The sequence below is a fragment of the Pseudomonas sp. S8 genome (assembly GCF_050473925.1).
In the GTDB taxonomy this organism is placed as follows: Bacteria; Pseudomonadota; Gammaproteobacteria; order Pseudomonadales; family Pseudomonadaceae; genus Aquipseudomonas; species Aquipseudomonas parakoreensis.
In genome coordinates, this window is record NZ_JBFDVZ010000016.1 from 750,727 (window position 1) to 769,129 (window position 18,403).

Annotated in this window: 14 protein-coding genes and 1 pseudogene; 6 read left to right on the top strand and 9 right to left on the bottom strand. The window is 60.5% G+C overall.

Annotated features, from left to right (window positions below; translation table 11 throughout):
- Positions 1–4 precede the first annotated feature (4 nt).
- Positions 5–2,275, bottom strand: coding sequence for a catalase/peroxidase HPI (gene katG, locus AB1J88_RS04850; protein ID WP_430290373.1), 2,271 nt, complete (start codon positions 2,273–2,275; stop codon positions 5–7).
- Between the two features lie 334 nt (positions 2,276–2,609).
- Here katG and AB1J88_RS04855 point away from each other — a divergent pair, with 334 nt between their 5' ends.
- Positions 2,610–4,646, top strand: coding sequence for a TonB-dependent receptor (locus AB1J88_RS04855; RefSeq protein WP_430290374.1), 2,037 nt, complete (start codon positions 2,610–2,612; stop codon positions 4,644–4,646).
- Positions 4,647–5,032: 386 nt separating this feature from the next.
- Entirely contained in the window at positions 5,033–5,461 is a 429-nt protein-coding gene (locus tag AB1J88_RS04860) for a hypothetical protein (RefSeq protein ID WP_430290375.1), read from the top strand.
- Between the two features lie 45 nt (positions 5,462–5,506).
- Here the strand turns inward: AB1J88_RS04860 and AB1J88_RS04865 are convergent, their stop codons facing one another.
- On the bottom strand, positions 5,507–7,738 hold the full coding sequence (locus AB1J88_RS04865) for an LTA synthase family protein (RefSeq protein ID WP_430290376.1): 2,232 nt from the start codon (positions 7,736–7,738) through the stop codon (positions 5,507–5,509).
- A 310-nt stretch (positions 7,739–8,048) separates the two neighbouring features.
- On the opposite strand from AB1J88_RS04865, the gene AB1J88_RS04870 reads away from it, so the two are divergent.
- Complete coding sequence (locus AB1J88_RS04870) at positions 8,049–9,065, top strand: ABC transporter substrate-binding protein (RefSeq protein WP_430290377.1); 1,017 nt, start codon at positions 8,049–8,051, stop codon at positions 9,063–9,065.
- Positions 9,066–9,109: 44 nt separating this feature from the next.
- Here the strand turns inward: AB1J88_RS04870 and AB1J88_RS04875 are convergent, their stop codons facing one another.
- The 3 genes from AB1J88_RS04875 to AB1J88_RS04885 are packed head-to-tail and all read right to left on the bottom strand — an operon-like array spanning position 9,110 to position 11,657.
- Complete coding sequence (locus AB1J88_RS04875) at positions 9,110–9,694, bottom strand: isochorismatase family protein (protein ID WP_041067227.1); 585 nt, start codon at positions 9,692–9,694, stop codon at positions 9,110–9,112.
- A 54-nt stretch (positions 9,695–9,748) separates the two neighbouring features.
- A complete protein-coding gene (locus AB1J88_RS04880; RefSeq protein WP_430290378.1) occupies positions 9,749–10,585 on the bottom strand; it encodes a pirin family protein in 837 nt (278 codons plus the stop codon).
- 10 nt (positions 10,586–10,595) lie between these two features.
- A complete protein-coding gene (locus AB1J88_RS04885) occupies positions 10,596–11,657 on the bottom strand; it encodes an alkene reductase (protein WP_086792781.1) in 1,062 nt (353 codons plus the stop codon).
- A 102-nt stretch (positions 11,658–11,759) separates the two neighbouring features.
- Between AB1J88_RS04885 and AB1J88_RS04890 the strand changes: the two genes are divergently transcribed.
- Entirely contained in the window at positions 11,760–12,641 is an 882-nt protein-coding gene (locus tag AB1J88_RS04890; RefSeq protein WP_041067218.1) for a LysR family transcriptional regulator, read from the top strand.
- Positions 12,634–12,900: a hypothetical protein gene (locus AB1J88_RS04895; RefSeq protein WP_430290379.1), complete on the top strand. Its 267-nt coding sequence runs from the start codon at positions 12,634–12,636 to the stop codon at positions 12,898–12,900. The genes AB1J88_RS04890 and AB1J88_RS04895 overlap by 8 nt, the downstream gene beginning before the upstream one ends.
- Before the next feature lie 68 nt (positions 12,901–12,968).
- Here the strand turns inward: AB1J88_RS04895 and AB1J88_RS04900 are convergent, their stop codons facing one another.
- From AB1J88_RS04900 to AB1J88_RS04915, 4 genes are all read right to left on the bottom strand, one after another.
- Positions 12,969–13,448, bottom strand: coding sequence for a copper chaperone PCu(A)C (locus tag AB1J88_RS04900; protein WP_083369345.1), 480 nt, complete (start codon positions 13,446–13,448; stop codon positions 12,969–12,971).
- The gene (locus AB1J88_RS04905; protein ID WP_041067212.1) at positions 13,448–14,053 is read right to left on the bottom strand and encodes an SCO family protein; all 606 of its coding nucleotides are present in this window, start codon (positions 14,051–14,053) and stop codon (positions 13,448–13,450) included. The genes AB1J88_RS04900 and AB1J88_RS04905 overlap by 1 nt, the downstream gene beginning before the upstream one ends.
- Before the next feature lie 156 nt (positions 14,054–14,209).
- Positions 14,210–15,616, bottom strand: a complete 1,407-nt coding sequence (locus AB1J88_RS04910; protein ID WP_430290380.1) for an efflux transporter outer membrane subunit — start codon at positions 15,614–15,616, stop codon at positions 14,210–14,212.
- 84 nt (positions 15,617–15,700) lie between these two features.
- The gene (locus AB1J88_RS04915; protein ID WP_430290381.1) at positions 15,701–16,495 is read right to left on the bottom strand and encodes a helix-turn-helix transcriptional regulator; all 795 of its coding nucleotides are present in this window, start codon (positions 16,493–16,495) and stop codon (positions 15,701–15,703) included.
- Between the two features lie 488 nt (positions 16,496–16,983).
- On the opposite strand from AB1J88_RS04915, the pseudogene AB1J88_RS04920 reads away from it, so the two are divergent.
- Positions 16,984–18,306, top strand: a pseudogene (locus tag AB1J88_RS04920) (condensation domain-containing protein); the annotation flags it as partial.
- Between the last annotated feature and the right edge of the window lie 97 nt (positions 18,307–18,403).

Consider the following 18,403-nt stretch of genomic DNA (forward strand, 5'->3'; position numbering starts at 1 on the left):
TGCGTTACTTCAGATCAAACCGATCCAGCTCCATCACCTTGGCCCATGCCGCCACGAAGTCCTTCACAAACTGCTCCTTCGCGTCAGCACTCGCATACACCTCGGCCAGCGCGCGCAAAATCGCGTTGGAACCAAACACCAGATCCACCCGCGTCGCCGTCCACTTCACGCAGCCGGTCTTGCGGTCGCGTCCTTCGAACTCGTCTGCTGCCGGTGAGGTCGGCTTCCACTCCACGCCCATGTCTAGCAGGTTGGTGAAGAAGTCGTTGCTCAGCGTTTCAGTGCGCGAGGTGAACACGCCATGCCGGCTCTGCCCGACGTTGGCCCCCAATACCCGCAGACCGCCGACCAGTACGGTCATCTCCGGAGCGGAGAGGGTCAGCAGTTGCGCCTTGTCGATCAACAATGCTTCGGCGGAAACGGTGTATTTGCCTTTGCTGTAGTTACGGAAACCATCGGCAATCGGTTCGAGGAAACCAAACGACTCGACATCGGTTTGCTCCTGAGTCGCATCGGTTCGACCTGGATTGAACGGCACCGACACCGAGTGCCCGGCGTTTTTCGCCGCTTGCTCGACCCCGGCGTTACCCGCCAGCACGATCAGATCTGCCAGCGACACTTTCTTGCCGGATGAGCCGGCGTTGAACTCGTTCTGAATGCCCTCAAGGGTTTTCAGCACCTTGTCCAGTTGCTCCGGCTGATTGGCCTGCCAGAATTTCTGTGGGGCCAGACGCAGACGGCCACCGTTGGCGCCGCCACGCTTGTCGGAACCACGGAAGGTTGATGCGGCGGCCCATGCGGTGGACACCAGTTGCGACACCGACAGCCCGGACGCCAGCACTTTGCTTTTCAGCGCGGCGGCATCGTTGCTGTCGATCAGCGGGTGCGTAGCCTCAGGAATCGGGTCTTGCCACAGCAGTTCCTCGTTCGGCAGTTCCGGGCCGAGGTAGCGCGACAGTGGGCCCATGTCACGGTGAATCAGCTTGTACCAGGCGCGGGCGAAGGCGTCCGCCAGTTGGTCCGGGTTGGCCAGGAAGCGTCGGGCGATCGGCTCGTAGATCGGGTCGAAACGCAGCGCCAGGTCGGAAGTGAGCATGGTCGGCGAGAGTTTTTTGCTTGGATCGTGCGCGTGTGGGACGGTGCCAGCCCCCGCGCCGTTTTTCGGTTTCCACTGGTGCGCACCGGCCGGGCTTTTGAACAGTTCCCACTCGAAACCGAACAGGTTTTCCAGGTAGTTGTTGCTCCACTGGGTCGGGGTGGTGGTCCAGGTGACTTCGAGGCCGCTGGTGATGGTGTCGGCGCCTTTGCCGGTGCCGAATGCGTTGCGCCAACCGAGGCCTTGTTCTTCCAGCCCGGCCGCTTCCGGCTCAGGCCCGACATTGTCGGCAGGGCCGGCGCCGTGGGTCTTGCCGAAGGCGTGACCGCCGGCGATCAGGGCCACGGTTTCTTCGTCGTTCATGGCCATGCGGCCAAAGGTTTCGCGGATATCGCGACCCGAGGCGACCGGATCGGGATTGCCTTCCGGGCCTTCCGGGTTGACGTAGATCAGGCCCATCTGCACGGCGGCCAGCGGGTTTTCCAGGTTGCGTTCGCCCTGATCGGTGCGGCTTTCCTCTTTGCCATGCAGATCGGGTTCGGCCACCAGTGTGCCGTCCCCGGGTTCTTGCATGGCTGACTTGTCTTTGCCGTAACGGCTGTCGCCACCGAGCCATTCGCGTTCCGAACCCCAGTACACGTCTTCATCCGGCTCCCAGACATCGGGACGGCCGCCGGAGAAACCGAAGGTCTTGAAGCCCATGGATTCCAGTGCGACGTTGCCGGTGAGCACGATCAGGTCGGCCCAGGAAATATTGCGACCGTATTTCTGCTTGATCGGCCACAGCAGGCGCCGGGCCTTGTCGAGGCTGACGTTGTCCGGCCAGCTGTTGAGCGGGGCGAAACGCTGCTGGCCGGACCCGGCGCCCCCGCGCCCGTCGGCAGTGCGATAGGTGCCTGCACTGTGCCAGGCCATGCGGATGAACAGCGGGCCGTAGTGGCCGAAGTCGGCTGGCCACCAGTCCTGCGAGTCGGTCATCAGCGCGCGCAGGTCTTGTTTCAGGGCCTGGAAGTCCAGGCTCTTGAAGGCTTCAGCGTAGTTGAAGTCCTTGCCCAGCGGATCGGACTTGGGCGAGTGCTGGCTGAGGATCTTCAGGTTCAGTTGATTCGGCCACCAGTCACGGTTCGTCGTACCACCACCGGCAGCGTGGTTGAACGGGCATTTCGATTCATTTGCCATGTTCGGATCCTTATCAGGTCTTGTGCGGCCGGCTCATGCCGACTTCGGACTAGTAAGGCTAGACCCGACTCGGGCAACCAGCTAATAGGCCGACTATTGGAGGTTGATAGGCGCAGTCTTTCAGCGTTTTTGCCTGTTGCGCAGGTTGGATGATTGTCTGATTCGACCTTGAAATCCCCGTGCTTGAGGGCTTGCTGCAAAACGGATTGCGAGAATCGTGATGACAGAAAGAAATGTTATTGTATAACATAAAAAAGATTTCATTCTGTTTCTGCCAGCGTTACTCGCCAAACGCCGGCAGCGATCTCATTTTTCTGCTCATGGAAGTTCTGAAATGCCTGCCCGTTCCCAACCCCTTCAACGACGCCTGACTCCTCTGGCCGTCGCGCTGCTTGTTGCTTCACCCGTGTTCGCCGCCGAGCCGCTCGAACTGCAACCGCAAGTCATCACCGGCAACCCGCTGGGCAGTCAGACCCTGGCATCGCCCTCGACCGTCCTCAGCGGCGACGACCTCACGTTGCAGCAGAAGGGCAGTCTCGGCGAGACGCTGAACAAGCAGCCCGGCGTGTCCTCGTCGTACTTCGGCCCGGGCGCGAGTCGACCGATCATTCGCGGGCAGGACGGTGACCGCATTCGCATCCTGCGTAACGGCGTCGGCGCGCTGGACGCCTCGTCGCTGTCCTACGATCACGCGGTGCCGCTGGACCCGGTCAACGTCGAGCGCATTGAAATCGTGCGTGGCCCGGCGGCGTTGCTGTACGGCGGCAGCGCGATCGGCGGGGTGGTCAACACCTTCGATAACCGCATCCCCACCGAAGCCATCGAAGGCATTCACGGGGCCGGCGAGTTGCGTTATGGCGGGGCCGACACCACCCGCAGCAGCGCGGGGAAACTGGAGGCCGGCAACGGTCAGTTCGCTTTGCACCTGGACGCCAGCGCCCGTGAATTCAATGACCTGAAAATTCCCGGCTACGCGAAGACCGGCACGGCACGCGCCAACGACGACGGCGACTCGCGCAGGCATCGGCTCGCCAACAGCGACGGTCGTCAGGATGGCGGCGCCGTCGGCAGTTCCTACACTTGGGATGACGGTTACGCCGGGCTTTCCTACAGCCATTACGATTCAAACTATGGCTCGCCCGCCGAAGACGACGTGCGCATTCGCATGCAGCAGGAGCACTACGCGTTCGCCTCGGAAATGCGCAATCTCGACGGGCCGTTCAGCTCGATCAAACTTGATGCCGGCTACACCGATTACCAGCACCGCGAAATCGAGGGCGGTGAAGTCGGCACCACCTTCAAGAACAAGGGTTACGAAGCTCGGGTCGAGGCTCGGCATCAGCCGCTGGGCCCGTTCAACGGGGTGATCGGCGCCCAGGTCAGCCGCAACGAATTCTCGGCACTGGGCGAAGAAGCCTTTGTGCCGCACACCGATACCGACGCTGGCGCACTGTTCATTCTGGAGGAGTTGCAAGCCACTGAGCGCCTGCTGTTCACCCTCGGCGGACGCCTCGAACACACCAGCGTCGACCCGGACGCCAAAGGCAATGAGCGCTTTGCCAATGCTGACCGCTCCAGCAGTTTCACCGCCGGCAGCCTGTCGTCCGGCGCGGTGTACACGCTGACGCCGATCTGGTCGGTCGCCGCGACATTGGGCTACACCGAACGCGCGCCGACGTTCTATGAGTTGTACGCCAACGGCGCTCACGTCGCGACCGGCACCTATGAAGTTGGCGATGCCGGACTGTCGAAAGAAAAAGCCGTGTCCAGCGACCTCGCACTGCGCTTCGACAACGGCACGCACAAGGGCAGTGTCGGTGTGTTTTACAGTCACTTCTCCAACTACATCGGCTTGCTCGGCACGGGCCGTACACTGAATGACGAAGGCGAAGAAGATGCTGGCGGGATTCCCGAATACACCTACTCGGGCGTGCGTGCACGTTTCAGCGGCATCGAGGCGCAGGATCGCTGGACGCTTGGAGAAAATGCCTACGGCAAATTTGCTTTGGAGCTGTCCGGCGATTACACCCGCGCCAAGAATCTCGACACCGGCCAGGACCTGCCGCGCATCGCGCCGCTGCGCTTGAACAGTGGTTTGCTGTGGGAACTGGATCGCTGGCAGGCGCGGATCGATATCGAACACGCCAGCTCGCAGCACCGTGTGCCAGACAACGAAAGCAGCACCGACGGCTACACCACGCTGGGCGCCAATGTGGGTTATCACTTTGATGTCGGCCAGAGCAAATGGCTGGCCTTCGTCAACGCCGAGAACCTGACCAACCAGACCGTGCGTTACGCCAGTTCGATCCTGCGTGATATTGCACCGGCAGAAGGGCGCAGCATTCAGGTCGGGTTGCGCACGACGTTCTGATAGCCCTTCGCCCCCTGTAGGAGCTGCCGCAGGCTGCGATCTTTTGATCTTGAAAAACAAAATCAAAAGATCGCAGCCTGCGGCAGCTCCTGCACGGGCATCAGCTTGATTGTGCGGTGTTGTCCTCCGACAGCGCATCCAGCGGATTTTCCTGCCCCGGCAACTCGGTGATCACACTGAAATCCGTGACCTCGACCGCGCCCAGTCAATAGCCGGCTCATACATTGTCGCAAACTGCTTTGATACCGCAGTTAATTGTCTTTTTTAAACTTCTTATTTCGATTTCAGCTAATAACCTGACAGTTATGACAGTAGCGCCCAAGATAATTGAGGCATAGCTTTTCAAGCGCAGGCAACCGCCTTCAAACGGATCGGAGCGCATCGACATGCAAAATTCAAATAAATCAGAAAAGCAAATTTTCGACCTGATTAATAAAAATCACCATCAATATAAAGGAACGTTTAGTGCAAATGTTGATGGAAGAGAGTTCATGGTCGCGAAGACAAACTTGCTTTTTCATACGGCAGATAAGGACTATTTCATTATTGGGGCTGATGATTACAACCACAACGTCGTTGCCTTCTGCGTTCCACAGGACTTGATAAAGGACGGCCCTCACCAGGTGAGATGGTACGAAGGTGAGCTGGTTTGGAGCGTTAGGATCTCAAACGTGTCTCACGTTATTAAACAAGGACTGGCAAATGTGACGTTCTCACGGACAGGCGAAAATCGATCCGGCGTTTCAGGTGACATCGATTTTGTTTTGCCTGATGGAAAGACAGTTACAGGTAAATTTGACATTAAGCGTCTTTAGTAAATGCCAAGGGGCGGATCCAACCAATCCGTCCCCTCCCTGATTTCAACTCGATTGCATCGTCTCATCGTCCGGCAGCGTATCCAGCGGTTCTTCCTGCCCGGGCAACTCGGTGATCACACTGAAATCCGTCACCTCGACCGCACCCAGTCCATAACCCAGCAAGTGGAACGAAAACGCCTTGCGCTGTTGCGGGTTGTCGAAGCTGAAATCCATTTCCAGCGGCTGATCAGCCGTGGCGACCATCTCGGTTGGCAGACCCAGTTGCACGTCCTGTTCGAACTCCTTGGCCTTGAGCTGAATGTACGCCGCCTGCTGCGGGTCCACCGAGCGCACGGTCAGGCGCACGCGGGTGTGCGAGCCCTTGGGCATTTCCAGATACTGCGCGCCAATCAGGTTGTCGGCCCAGTCATCGTTGATCTGCGCCTGCAGTGGGATGACGTTATTGCTGCCGAACTGGTAACGCTGATTGAGCGGGGTGCGCAGCAGCGACAGGTCCAGCGCCATGGCCCGCGCGGCAATCTGCCGGGCCTGCTGGCTGCTTTCATTGCCCTTGAAGGTGGCACGCTCGGCAATGAATCCGGCGCTTTCGTAGTAGCGGCAACGGCGCGGCATGTCGCACTCGGAGAAGATCCCCTGACCATTGTGGTAGCGCAGTTTGCCGTTGGTGTAGGACATGATTTCACGCCCACTGTCGTAGTCGCGAAACAGCGAGCGGCCGCTCAACGCCGTCGGCACTGGCAAGTCGAAATAGTCGAGGATCGATGCGCTCAGATCGACATGACCGTACACCCCGGCATTCAGTCGCGGCAGTTGCTCATGTTCGGGGGCCAGCGTCAGGTTGAAGCCCCACGACGACGCCAGACGCACGCCGTCGATGCCGTGGGATTCGTCCGAGGTGATCACCACCAGCGTGTCCTTGAGCGCGCCTTGGCGTTCGAGGCCGCTGAGGAACTGCTCCAGCGCATCGTCGAGATAACCGACAGCGGCCTGCTTTGGTGTCTCGTAGCGCGCCAGATAGTCTTCCGGCGCGGAGTAGGGCTGGTGGGTGCCAACGGTCAGCAGGGTGAGCATCCACGGTTGCTTCTGCTGCTTCAGTTGACCAACGTAATCCAGCGCGCCTTCGAAGAACGCCTTGTCATCCTTGCCCCACGGAAACTCCAGATAGTTGGCGTTAGAGAACCATTCCAGACCGTGGGTCGCATCGAAACCGATGTGCGGCATGATCTTGTCTTTGGCCATGAAACGCAGACCGGCGCCTTGCAGGTAATGAGTGCTGAAGCCGTTCTGCCGCAGCTGCGCCGGCAGGCAGGCTTGATTGCGCTCCTGCTGGGTAAGCATTTCCACGCCTTTGGGCGTGCCGTTGTTGAGCTTGTCGTAATCGCCGCAGAGCATGGCGTACAGGCCGCGAATGGTCTGGTGCGTATGCAGCACGTAATCCGGGGTGTTCATGCCGCGCTCGGCCCAGCGGCTGAGGTTGGGCATCAGGTCTTCCTGATAATGGCTGCCGATGGCCTCGCGATTGGCGCGGATGTACGCGCCGGGAATGCCTTCCAGAGCGATGATCAGCACATTGCGCGCCTGACCCGGTGCGGCCAGCAGCTTATGGCCATTGAGATCCAGATCGGTCAACCCAGCCATCTGTGGCGCGGGTTCTTCGACGTCACCGTCCAGCCATTCCTCGGCCTGCAACTGCAGATCGGCGACTTGCGAGGCGAGCAACTGATGCGGCAGGTTGTACATGCGCCACGGATCTTCCTCGCTCGGCCACTGGTTTTGCACGCCCCAGTGCGCAGCGAACAGCAGCGCCGGTGCGGCCCACACGGCACGGGGCAGGGCAGCAGCGGGTTGCGCGCGATTGGCGAAACGCGTCAGCAACCAGAGCAGCAGCGCCAGCAGCAGGGCAGCGCCCAGCGCCGGGTGGGCGAAACCGCCACCGGTGGAGTTTTCCACGAACTGCGGGTCAATCAGGTAATGCAGGTCGGCAGGATTCGGCAGTCGGCCGACAGCGCTGACCAACTCCGCCGTCGCCACCGCCAGCAACCCCCAGAACAGCAGCAACGGCAACGCCAGCCACCACGCACGGCGATGCAGCAACAGCACCAGCGAACTGCCAATCGCCAGGTCGGACAAATAGCCCAGCGGCGACGACCAGCCCAATGCCGCGCGCAGGCACACCGGTACGATCAGTACCAGCAGAATCAGGGAAAACAGGCGGGCATGCGGTTGCCGCAACCAACGCAAAAGAACGCTCACAAACAAAGACCTTCCAGCCATCAAACCGTCATAAAAGTGTGCGCGATGATACCAAGGGTGGCCTGTGTGATCGCCCTTTTAAACGCGTGGCTAATCTGCTCGCACAGACACGGCGCAGGGCTTGAGGCCGTGACCAGCGCTGGTGTCAGCCCGCTAGTGACTGACGCACAACGTGTAACCGATGGCAGATTTATTGTTTCAGGCTGTTTAAATCAGCGCATGACGGCCCATGCGAGCGTGCTATGGATATTCGATAACGGTATTTAATTTCTGTTTTTTATAGCGATAGAGTTCGGCCTTTCAGCCAAATCCACCCTGCTGCGAGGTTGTCATGGCCACACCGTTCAAACGTTCTGCGCTGACTCTGTTGGCCGCATCTCTGGCGAGCAGCATGCTGTTCAGCAGCGGCGCTCAGGCCGAAGGCAAGATCAGCATCGCCCAGCAATTCGGCATCGGTTATCTGATTCTCGATGTGGTTCGTGATCAGCAACTGATCGAAAAACACGGCAAGGCGCAGGGGCTGGAGATCAAGGTCGACTGGAACAGCATCTCCGGCGCCACTGCCATGAACGAAGCACTGCTCACCGGTGCGCTGGACGTGGTCTCCGCCGGGGTGCCGCCGATGCTTACCGTGTGGGATCGCACCCGCGGCAAACAGAACGTCAAGGCCATTGCCTCGCTCGGCTCGATGCCCAATTACTTGCTGACCAACAACCCCGACATCAAAACCCTGAAGGACTTCAGCGACAAGGATCGTATCGCCGTGCCGGCGGCGGGCGTGGGTTTCCAGTCGCGTACCTTGCAGATCGAAACGGCCAGGGAATTCGGCAATGACCAGTACAAGAAATTTGACGACATCTCGGTCAGCCTGCCGCACCCGGACGCCACGGCGGAGCTGATTGCCGGCGGTTCGGAAATCAGCGCGCATTTCTCCAGTCCGCCGTTCCAGTATCAGGCGCTGCAAAACCCCAACGTGCACAAAGTGCTGAGTTCCTACGATGTGCTCGGTGGTCAGGCCACCTTCAACGTGCTCTACACCACGGAAAAATTCCACGACGACAACCCCAGGACCTACAAGGCGTTCTACGATGCGCTGGCCGAAGCGGAAAAAATAATCAAAGCCGACAAACCCGCCGCCGCCCAGGCGTACATCCGCGTCGAACAGTCGAAGCTGCCGCTGGCGCTGGTCGAGAAGATCGTCACCGATCCGGAAATCGACTTCACGGTGGTGCCGCAGCGCACGTTTATCTATGCCGAAAAACTGCAGGAACTGGGCGTGCTGAAGAACAATGCCGGCAGCTGGAAGGATTACTTCTTTGAAGAGGCGCATGGTGGCGCGGGGAGCTGATGCATAAAAACAGCCGCCGAGCGGCGGCTGCCTGAGTTGAGTGATCAGGACTGCAAGGCTTCCATCAACACCTGCACCAGTTGGCCACCCTCAGGGGTTGCCCAACTGCCGGCCAGTTCGGCGATCAACTGATTGGTCGTGGTCAGGGTCACCCCCCCTTTGTCCATGCGGCGCAAGGCGATATCGTCGGCCATGACGCTCGGCGATCCGCCGCCATCGGCAACCACCTGCACTTCATAACCGTCGCGCACCAGACTCAACGCCGGGTATACCGTGCAGACGTCGTTGGTGACCCCGGCAATAATCAGCTTCTTGCGTCCGGTCGCCTTGACGGCGCCGGCAAAGTTTTCATCATCCATGGCGTTGACGATGCCCAAGCGTTTGACTCGTGCGGCGAACTCGGCTGGCAGGATCGTCTCAAGTTCGCTGAGCAATGGACCCTGAGCGTATTCCTCCATACTCGACGTCAGCACCACCGGCAGTTTGAGAATGCTTGCGGTTCTGGCGAGCATCAGGGCATTGCGTTTGAGTTCTTCGAACGGAATGGATTTCACCCAGCCCATGGTGCCCACCTGATGGTCGATCAACAGCAGGGCAGCATTATTGGCACTGAATTTCTCGTAACTCATGGTATCTCTCCTGGCAGATGTTACGGGGCACGGCGCCCCGGTCGATGGAACGGTTCAACGGGGTTGCAGAGTTCCGAACTCACCGCGCTGATAGGCCGCAACCGCCCGGCTCAGCGCGTCTGACGAGGCAAGTGCCAGCGGCCCCTGCCAATACACCGGTTGATGCAATGGCACACCACGAAACACCACGGCGTGGGCGGGCGCATCTGTAGCCCGCAGGGTGATGCTGTGCGCTTCGCCGATGGCCAGGCTCACGGGTACCTGCGCGTTGTCGATGGTGAAACGCTGGTCGTCGATCCAGATGTCGCCGTCGATTGGCATGACGAACGCCGACTCGCCGCTGGCAACGGGAATCCGCACTTCTTGCCTCGGCTTGATGCTGATATCGAGCAGGCTTACGTCGGTCGGCAGATCCAGCGGCGAGCGGGTGTCGAGAAAGGCACCCAGTGGCACCCGGATTTCGGCCCCCGGCAAACGCAAGACCGGCACGTCTTCAGGGGCAAGACTGAGGGCAAAAGGCGCAGCCTCCTGAAATGCGAGCGGCAAATTGATGAAAATTTGCAGCATGTGTACGGTCTTGCCGCTTTCGTTCGGGACCTCTTCGTGAACGATGCCTTTGCCGGCGGCTGTCCAGTGCAGGCCGCCCGGTCGAATCAAGTTGCGGTTGCCCAGCGAATCACGGTTGTCGATTGCGGTTTGCGAGTCGGCAAACAGATACGACACCGCGCTGAACCCCGCGTGTGGGTGGGGCGCAAACGTCGGCCCGCTGGTCCACGCATGGTCTACGGCAAGAAACGGGTCGATGCTGACATTCGGCTGCCCGCCGTGCAGAGAAAAGGCACGGAAATGGCTGCCGTGACGCATGGACTTCAAGGAGGCGCGGGCGGACATGGCAGACTCCTTACACTTGGCTCAATGTCGGATAGTCGATATAGCCCTTGGCGCCCGGGGTGTAGAACGTGTCTTTGTCCGGTGCATTGAGTTCGGCACCGAGACGCAGACGCTCGGGCAGATCCGGGTTGGCAAGGAACGCACTGCCGAACACCACAGCATCCGCTTGTGCGTTTTCGATCAACGCCTGGGCGGCGGCTTGATCGAGTCCTCCACCGATCAAGTAGCGACCATCGAAGAGTGGCCGCAGCAACGCGTGATAGTCGGTCTTGGCGCCAAACAAGGCGACGTGCAAATAAGCAAGGTCGAGACTGTGCAGGTGCTCGACCAGATAGGTGTACGTTGCTTGTGGGTCGGCATCGATGATGTCGTTGAAATTCATCTCGGGGGAGATTTTCAAGCCCACGCGATCACTGCCAATTTCCGTGGCAACTGCCGCCAGCACTTCGAGGAGGAACCGCGCGCGGTTTTCCACCGAGCCGCCATATTCATCGCTGCGCTGGTTGCTGCCAGAGGAGAGAAACTGCTCTGGCAGATACCCGGAGGCCCCATGCACTTCAACACCATCGAAACCGGCCTCAATCGCCCGGCGAGCTGCCTGACGGTAGCCTTCAACCACTGCGGCAATTTCGACCACGCTCAGTGCATGCGGCGTGACGAAGTCTTGCAGGCCATTCGAGGTCCAGGTCTGACCAGCCGGTTTGATCGCCGACGGTGCCAGGGGCAGGGCGCCGCGGGGTTGCAGCGACGGATGGGAGATTCGTCCGCTGTGCATCAATTGCATGAAAATTCGGCCGCCTTGAGCATGCACCGCGTCGGTGACTTGTTTCCAGGCGCTGACCTGTTCGTCGGTCTCGATCCCGGGAGTACGCACATAGCCTTTACCCGTCCCCTGGGGATACACGCCTTCACTGATGATCAGGCCGGCGCCGGCGCGCTGCGTGTAATAAGTGGCGACCAGATCACTGGGTACGCCGTCGTCATCGGCACGGGATCGAGTCATCGGCGCCATCACCAGACGGTTCTCAAGTACAACGCGACCCATCTGGACGGGCGTGAATAGCGAACTCATTTTGCTGCTCCTCGGTAATTGATGTGGCTATCATTGATCAATCCGTTTTCGGGATAAATCCGCTAAAGATGAAATGACTATTCCACTCATGGAGCAATTCCCGTGGAGCTTTTGAACGATATGGCGCTGTTTGTGGAGGTAGTGAAGGTGCGCAGCTTTCGTCGCGCGGCCGAGGCACTGGGCATGCCCAATTCGACTTTATCGCGGCGCATCAGCGGCCTTGAAAAGGCCATTGGCCTGCGTTTGCTACATCGCACCACGCGCAAGCTTGAACTGACTGAAGCCGGGCAGCTGTACTTTGACCGCTGCAAGCGGATCGTCGAGGAGGCGCGCCTGGCGCACGAGCAACTGGGTGAAATGCTGGCGCAGCCCAGTGGACTGTTGCGCGTGTCGATGCCGGTGGATTTCGCTAACGTTTATCTGGCACCGCTGATCGCCGAATTTGCCGGGAATTACCCGGGCATCAGCTTCGATTTCGACCTTACGCCACGCCAGGTGGATCTGGTCAGCGAGCCGGTGGATGTCGTGATCCGCATGGGTGAGCCGGCGACGTCCAATCTGATCGCCCGCAAGCTCACCACGTTGCGACGCGGGTTGTATGCATCACCGGGGTATCTGCAGCGTTTTGGTACGCCGCGGCAACCGAGTGATCTGGTGAAGCACGAGTGCTTGCGTTTGCGCACGCCAAGGCCGGACAACTGGATCCTGTCTACGGCCGGAGAGACGATTGAAGTCGAAATCGCCGGACGCTTTCAGCTCAACAGTGTCGGCATGCTCAGGCGCCTGGCCATGCTTGATCAGGGAATCGCCGTGTTGGCCGAAGGCATTGCCGCCGAAGATCTGGCCAGCGGCGCGTTATGCCGGGTGTTGCCAAAGTGGCAGTCCAGTTCAATTGCGGTATACGCACTGACGGAAACCCGCTTGTTGCCGGCCAAGACCCAGCGTTTCATCGAGTTTTTGCGTGAGCGGCTGGTGGATGCCTGAGGATGTTGTCGGCGCCAGCCTGAAGCTGTTCACCTGGAAAACCGTACTGATCACCCTTGGGCTGTGGACAGTGGTCAACCTGATCACCGGTTGGCTGGGATTCTTTGCGGCAGGCGGTTATCTCGGTTATCGCTGGAGTCAGGTGTTGAAGCGCAAGCAGCAGTTGGCTGCGGCGCCCGTGGAGAAAACTGCGGCGGCACCGCGCTCAGGGATGTCGAGAGAAAGTGTGCGCAACGCACTGGTTCGCAAACGCGGCTGACTTGCGCAATAAAAAGGGGCGGCCTGATCATCGATCAGGCCGCCCCTTTTTATTGCCGCAAAGTCAGATCAATGCATCTTGCTGTGATCGTGGCCTTGCATAGTGGTCAGCGCACGCACTTGGGCTTTCACTTCAACCGTCTCTTTCTCGCCCTTGGCGTTTTCCACGGTCAGGGTCAGCGGCACGTTCTCGCCTTCCTTGAGCTGGCCGGTCAGGCCCATCAGCATCACGTGGTAGCCGTTCGGGTCGAACTTGACCGCTTTGCCGGCCGGCAGGTCGACCGATTTCACCGGGCCCATGCTCATCACGTCGTTCTTCATCGACATTTCGTGGATCTGCACATCTTTGGCCACTGGCGAGGCAACGCTCAGCAGTTTGCTGTCGCTGTCGGCGGTGACGGTCATGAACGCGCCGCTGGCCATTTGGGTCGGCACGGTCGCACGCACCCAGGCGTCGTCGACCTTGGTCTGGGCCGAGACTTGAAAAGCCAGGCCCAGCAGCGACAGACCGAACACGGCGCGTTTGATGTTGTTCAGAACGGGGTGCATCAGCAGACCTCCATAACGGTGAGCAAATCTTCCGTGCACTCTTGTGCCGAAAGCGATACAGACAGACCCAGGCGCAATTGGCCGCGCGAGTCGTAGACGTAACTGGTGGAAGTGTGGGAGATCGTGTAGGTATCGCCCGCCGGGACCTTCTCGTAGAACACGTCGAATTCCTTGGCCGTGGCCTTGGTTTCCTCGACGGTGCCGTACAGCGCGACGAAGCTCGGGTCGAAGGCTTTGACGTAGCTGTCGAGGATCTGCGGGGTGTCGCGTTCCGGGTCGAGGGTGATGAAGATCACCTGCAGACGGTCGCCGTCCTTGCCCATCAGTTTCTTGATTTGCGCGGCGCGGGCGAGGGTGGTCGGGCACACTGCCGGGCATTGGGTGAAGCCGAAGAAGATCATCGGCATCATGCCGCGAAAGCTCGACAGCGTCATGGTTTCGCCGTCGGTGTTCTTCAGCTTGAAGGTGCGCCCGAGGATCTTGTCGCTCAGGTCCTTGCCGTACTTGTACGACAGTTGGCCACGGGTGTCGCAGCCGGCGAGCAGGCCCAGGCCCAGCACGCCCATTCCCGCAAGCACCTTGCGGCGAGTCAACAAAGCCGTCATCTAATACCGCCTTTTGCAGCCCGTCAGTCGGCAGGACTGGCGGGGGGTTAACCGTAAAAGCGGCGCATGATACCAAACTGACGGCAGACGCCGGCCACGGATCGCTGCGTGGCGCAGGATCGGGCGACAAAAGGTGTAAGAAAAAGTGACGGGGGGCTAATGAAAATTCGCCTCATCGGCCCGCCAGCCGCCGCCCAGCGCGGTGTACAAGTTGACCTCGGCGACCAGTTGCGCGAGCCGATCGGTGATCAGCCCCTGCTGTGAACTGAACAGCGAACGCTGTGCATCGAGAAACGTCAGGCTGCTGTCGACGCCATTCTGATACCGATGCTGCGCAAGGTTGTAGTAGTCCTGAGTGGCCTGCACCAGATCGCGTTGCGCCTGCAATTGCTGCTGATAAGTGCTGCGCGCCGCCAGGCCATTGGCGACTTCCTGAAATGCGGTCTGAATCGATTTCTCGTATTCGGCGACTGCGACGTCTTTCTGCAATTTCGAATAATCCAGGCTCGCGCGCAGGCTGCCGGCGTTGAAAATCGGCAGGTTGATTTGCGGCTGGAACGTCCAGGCGCCGGAGCCGGCGCTGAACAGCCCGGACAGATCGCGGCTGGAGGTGCCGGCACTGGCGGTCAGGCTGACACTGGGGAAAAACGCCGCGCGCGCCGCGCCGATATTGGCGTTGGCCGCCTTCAGTTGGTACTCGGCCTGGAGAATGTCCGGGCGCCGTTGCAGCAGATCCGACGGCAACCCGGCCGGCAGTTGCCGGATCAGATCGCTGGCCAGTGGTTGCGCCGGCAGTTGTTCGGGGACTGGCGCGCCGACCAACAGCGTCAGGCTGTTGAGATCCTGCGCCACCTGGCGTTTGTAGCGCGCCAGATTGGCTCGCGAACTGTCGACGCTGGTCTTGGCCTGCGCCTGTTCCAGCGCCGAAGACTTGCCGGCGTCACGGTTGCGCGTGGTCAGGCGCAGGCTCTGTTCATCGGCGGCGAGGGTCTGGCGCGTCAGTTCGAGCAACTCCTGATCGGCGCGCCAGGTCAGGTAGGCATTGGCGACGTTGGCCACCAGACTCAGCTCGGCACTGCGCCGCGCCTGCTCGGTCGCCAGCCAGGTTTGCAGCGCCTGCTCGCTGAGGCTGCGCACCCGGCCGAAAAAATCCAGCTCATAGGCACTGACGCCGAGATTCGCCGCATAGGTCGAATTGATCATGGCTTTGCTGCGGGTCACGCTGGGCGGCAGGCGTTGGCGCGACTCGCTGGCATTGGCCGACACCGCCGGCAGCAAATCGGCGCGCTGGATGCGGTACTGCGCCTGAAACGCCTCGACGTTCAGCGCGGCCACCCGCAGATCGCGATTGTTCACCAGCGCGCTTTCGATCAACTGTTGCAGCGCCGGGTCGTTGAACAGCGTGCGCCAGTCTTCAGTGCGCGCTGCGGCGGGTGTCGGTGCCGGGTAAACCGCGCCTTGCGGGTACTGCGCAGCGCTCGGTGAGGCAGGGCGCTGGTACTCGGGAATCAACGAACAACCGGCCAACAGGACGGCGAGGGACAGCAGGGAAATGCGCAGCATCGAACGCTCTCATGCAGAAAAAACACGTGCCGGGCACTGCGTCCCCACACCATCATCAAACACCGTTGAACCATGGCCGCGCGGTTACGCCCCGGCCATCCAGCGCGCCAGACCGTGCCGTCCGCTGACCCCCAGTTTGGCGGTCGCCCGTTTGAGGTAGGTCTCGACCGAACTGCTCTTGACCCGCAGCTGCTCGGCCAGTTGCGGCACAGTGCCGCCGGTCAGCAGCCCGAGGCAGACTTCCTTTTCCCGGGCCGAGAGGACAATGGCGCCCAGCGCCAGGCGCTCGTCGAACACCTGCTGCAACGGCGCCTGCTCCAGATCGGCCAGGGGCAGGCGCGGTTGTTTGGCGACGATCTGTCGACTGAGTTGCGCGTGCCGTTCAATCAGCGGCAACAGGGTGTCGGACAGGCTTTTGAGAAACGACAGCTCCGGCAGGGAAAACACCCGTTGCGTATGCGGTCGGTAGAACGAGATGACACAACGGCGGTTGGAGGTGCGCGACACCAGATTGCACTGGTGCACGCTGTGCTGCGGATGGCGGGGCTGGAGTGAGGCTTTGAGTTGAATCAGCAGGGAATCATTCATCTCGATCATCTTCTGCAATAGCGGATGATCGTCCGGACTCGTCAACGGGTCTGGCGGCGGGAAGGTCTGCGGCAGGCCAGCGCTGCCCAGCGCCTTGATCTCGACCACGCTGGCCTGACGTTCGTCCAGCGTCCACTCACTGAGATCGACGCGATTGACCGGCACCAGGGTGTCGACCAACTGGAACAGGTTGCTGGCGAAATGATCGTCGCCGGTGCTGGCAATCAGTTCCCCCAGTTGCCAGTAGAAATGCGGGTTTTCCATGTTGCGAATGCTGCCGGTCAGATTCATATCCTTGTCATCCCTGGTTCCGAGTCATCACCGAGTCGTCCGCTGTTTATGCAAAAGCCGCCCACGCAATCGTCTCTCCTTGAAACTGATCTGGGGCGGGATTTAAGCCTATGGATTTGTCCTACGTCTGTAGGGGAAAACAGGGACACAAAGTGCCATCATTCCTGAAAGTTGGCGCCGGGCTTCTGACGCCATTTGCTACAGGTGTTGCGCATCGCGTGACTGTTTGGTCACGGCAAGACCTTGAAAACCGGGGCAGTGGCGTTTTTTTGAGGTCACAACGCAGGTCGATGGCAGCGCTGGTGTGTGGCATTTTTCCTACAGAATTTTCAGTGTTTCCTCTCCGAACTTTTAGTGGGTTCCCACCCAATCAGGGGCTACAAGCGCTGACAGGCCAGCGCCCGGGGCGGGGTTGTCCGGGTTTTACGTGTCATGTCGGCATCGGGGCCGATGCTTGAATAGGCGCAAAATCACATGAGAAGGATCTTATGCCGCCTATTTCTGCCCCTGCGGTGGCCACGCCGTCCGCATCGCTCCAGACGTATCCGCTGACCGCTGCGCAGCTGGATATCTGGCTGGATCAGCTGAGTCGCGGGGATTCGCCGCTGTACAACATCGGCGGCTACCTGGACCTCAGCGGGCCGCTGGATCCGGCGCGGATGCAGGCTGCGCTGCAAGCACTGGTAGCCCGGCATGACGCGCTGCGCACGATTCTGCTGCCGGGCGCTGGCGCCGATGGCCTGCCTTTGCAGCAGTTCGCCCGGTCAGTAGCGGTGCCGATGCCGATCGACGATGTGTCGGCGCACAGCGACCCGGAATCGGCGGCGCGGGCATTGGTGCAGGCGCGCATCGATCAGCCCTTTGTGCTGGACGGCGGCTGCCTGTTGCGCTTTCTGTTGATCCGCCTCGATGAGCAGCGACACTGGCTGTCCGTGCAGGCGCATCACTTGATCGTCGATGGCTGGGGCTTCGGCGAAATGTTCAAGTCGCTGGACGAGATCTACAACGCGCTGGCGCACGGCCAACCGGCACCGGTCGCGGCGCCGTCGTACATCGACTTCATCGAGGACGATGCGCGCTATCAAGCGTCGCCGCGTTATGCGCAGGATCGCGCCTATTGGCTGGACAAGTACCGACAATTGCCCGAGCCGCTGTTGCTGCCACGGCATCAGCAGAGTCTGGCCGGCCAGACCGCGCAGACGCAGGTCTACGCGCAGCCCTTGCCGGCGTTGCTGCACGAGCGCATGCAGCAGGTGGCCCGAGCGTTCGGCGCGTCGGCGTTCCATGTGTTGCTGGCGGCGCTGCATGTCTACTTCAGCCGCACCGCACAACGTGACGAATGGGTGGTTGGATTGCCGATTCTCAACCGCTCCGGCGCGCGCTTCAAATCCACCCTCGGGCTGTTCGCCCAGGTCAGTGCGGTGCGCATGGGCTTCGGTCGCCACTGCACGTTCGCTGAACTAGTCCGGGCGATTCGCGATGAACTGCGCCAGGACTTTCGCCATCAGCGTTTCCCCGTGAGTGAGATGAATCGCGCCCTCGGCCTGCTGCGGGAGGAGCGCTCGCAGCTGTTCGAGGTCACGGTGTCCTACGAGCAGGGCACTCACGATTATCGCTACGGCGAGGCATCGGGGCGGATCATCAAGGCCTCGAACGTCGAGGAGGCCACACCGCTGGCGGTGCACCTGCTGAGCAACCTTGCCAATGATGATGCGCGCCTGTACCTGATCTACAGCGAGGCGTATTTCAGCGCCGATCAAGTCAAGGCTCTGGCGGAACGCTGGTTGTTGATTCTGGAGCAGGGGCTGGAGGCGGTGAACCTGGCGGTGGCGGATTTCGACCTGAGCACGCCCGAGGAAACCGCGCTGCTGCAACAGTGGAATGCCACGCGGGTGGACTACCCGGCGC

Coding starts and splice junctions, on each gene's coding strand:
- AB1J88_RS04855 (WP_430290374.1), top strand. CDS start 2,610: ATGCCTGCCCGTTCCCAACCCCTTCAACGACGCCTGACTCCTCTGGCC.
- AB1J88_RS04905 (WP_041067212.1), bottom strand. CDS start 14,053: ATGACGGCTTTGTTGACTCGCCGCAAGGTGCTTGCGGGAATGGGCGTG.
- AB1J88_RS04875 (WP_041067227.1), bottom strand. CDS start 9,694: ATGAGTTACGAGAAATTCAGTGCCAATAATGCTGCCCTGCTGTTGATC.
- AB1J88_RS04900 (WP_083369345.1), bottom strand. CDS start 13,448: ATGCACCCCGTTCTGAACAACATCAAACGCGCCGTGTTCGGTCTGTCG.
- AB1J88_RS04865 (WP_430290376.1), bottom strand. CDS start 7,738: ATGGCTGGAAGGTCTTTGTTTGTGAGCGTTCTTTTGCGTTGGTTGCGG.
- AB1J88_RS04915 (WP_430290381.1), bottom strand. CDS start 16,495: ATGAATCTGACCGGCAGCATTCGCAACATGGAAAACCCGCATTTCTAC.
- katG (WP_430290373.1), bottom strand. CDS start 2,275: ATGGCAAATGAATCGAAATGCCCGTTCAACCACGCTGCCGGTGGTGGT.
- AB1J88_RS04885 (WP_086792781.1), bottom strand. CDS start 11,657: ATGAGTTCGCTATTCACGCCCGTCCAGATGGGTCGCGTTGTACTTGAG.
- AB1J88_RS04910 (WP_430290380.1), bottom strand. CDS start 15,616: ATGCTGCGCATTTCCCTGCTGTCCCTCGCCGTCCTGTTGGCCGGTTGT.
- AB1J88_RS04880 (WP_430290378.1), bottom strand. CDS start 10,585: ATGTCCGCCCGCGCCTCCTTGAAGTCCATGCGTCACGGCAGCCATTTC.
- AB1J88_RS04860 (WP_430290375.1), top strand. CDS start 5,033: ATGCAAAATTCAAATAAATCAGAAAAGCAAATTTTCGACCTGATTAAT.
- AB1J88_RS04870 (WP_430290377.1), top strand. CDS start 8,049: ATGGCCACACCGTTCAAACGTTCTGCGCTGACTCTGTTGGCCGCATCT.
- AB1J88_RS04895 (WP_430290379.1), top strand. CDS start 12,634: ATGCCTGAGGATGTTGTCGGCGCCAGCCTGAAGCTGTTCACCTGGAAA.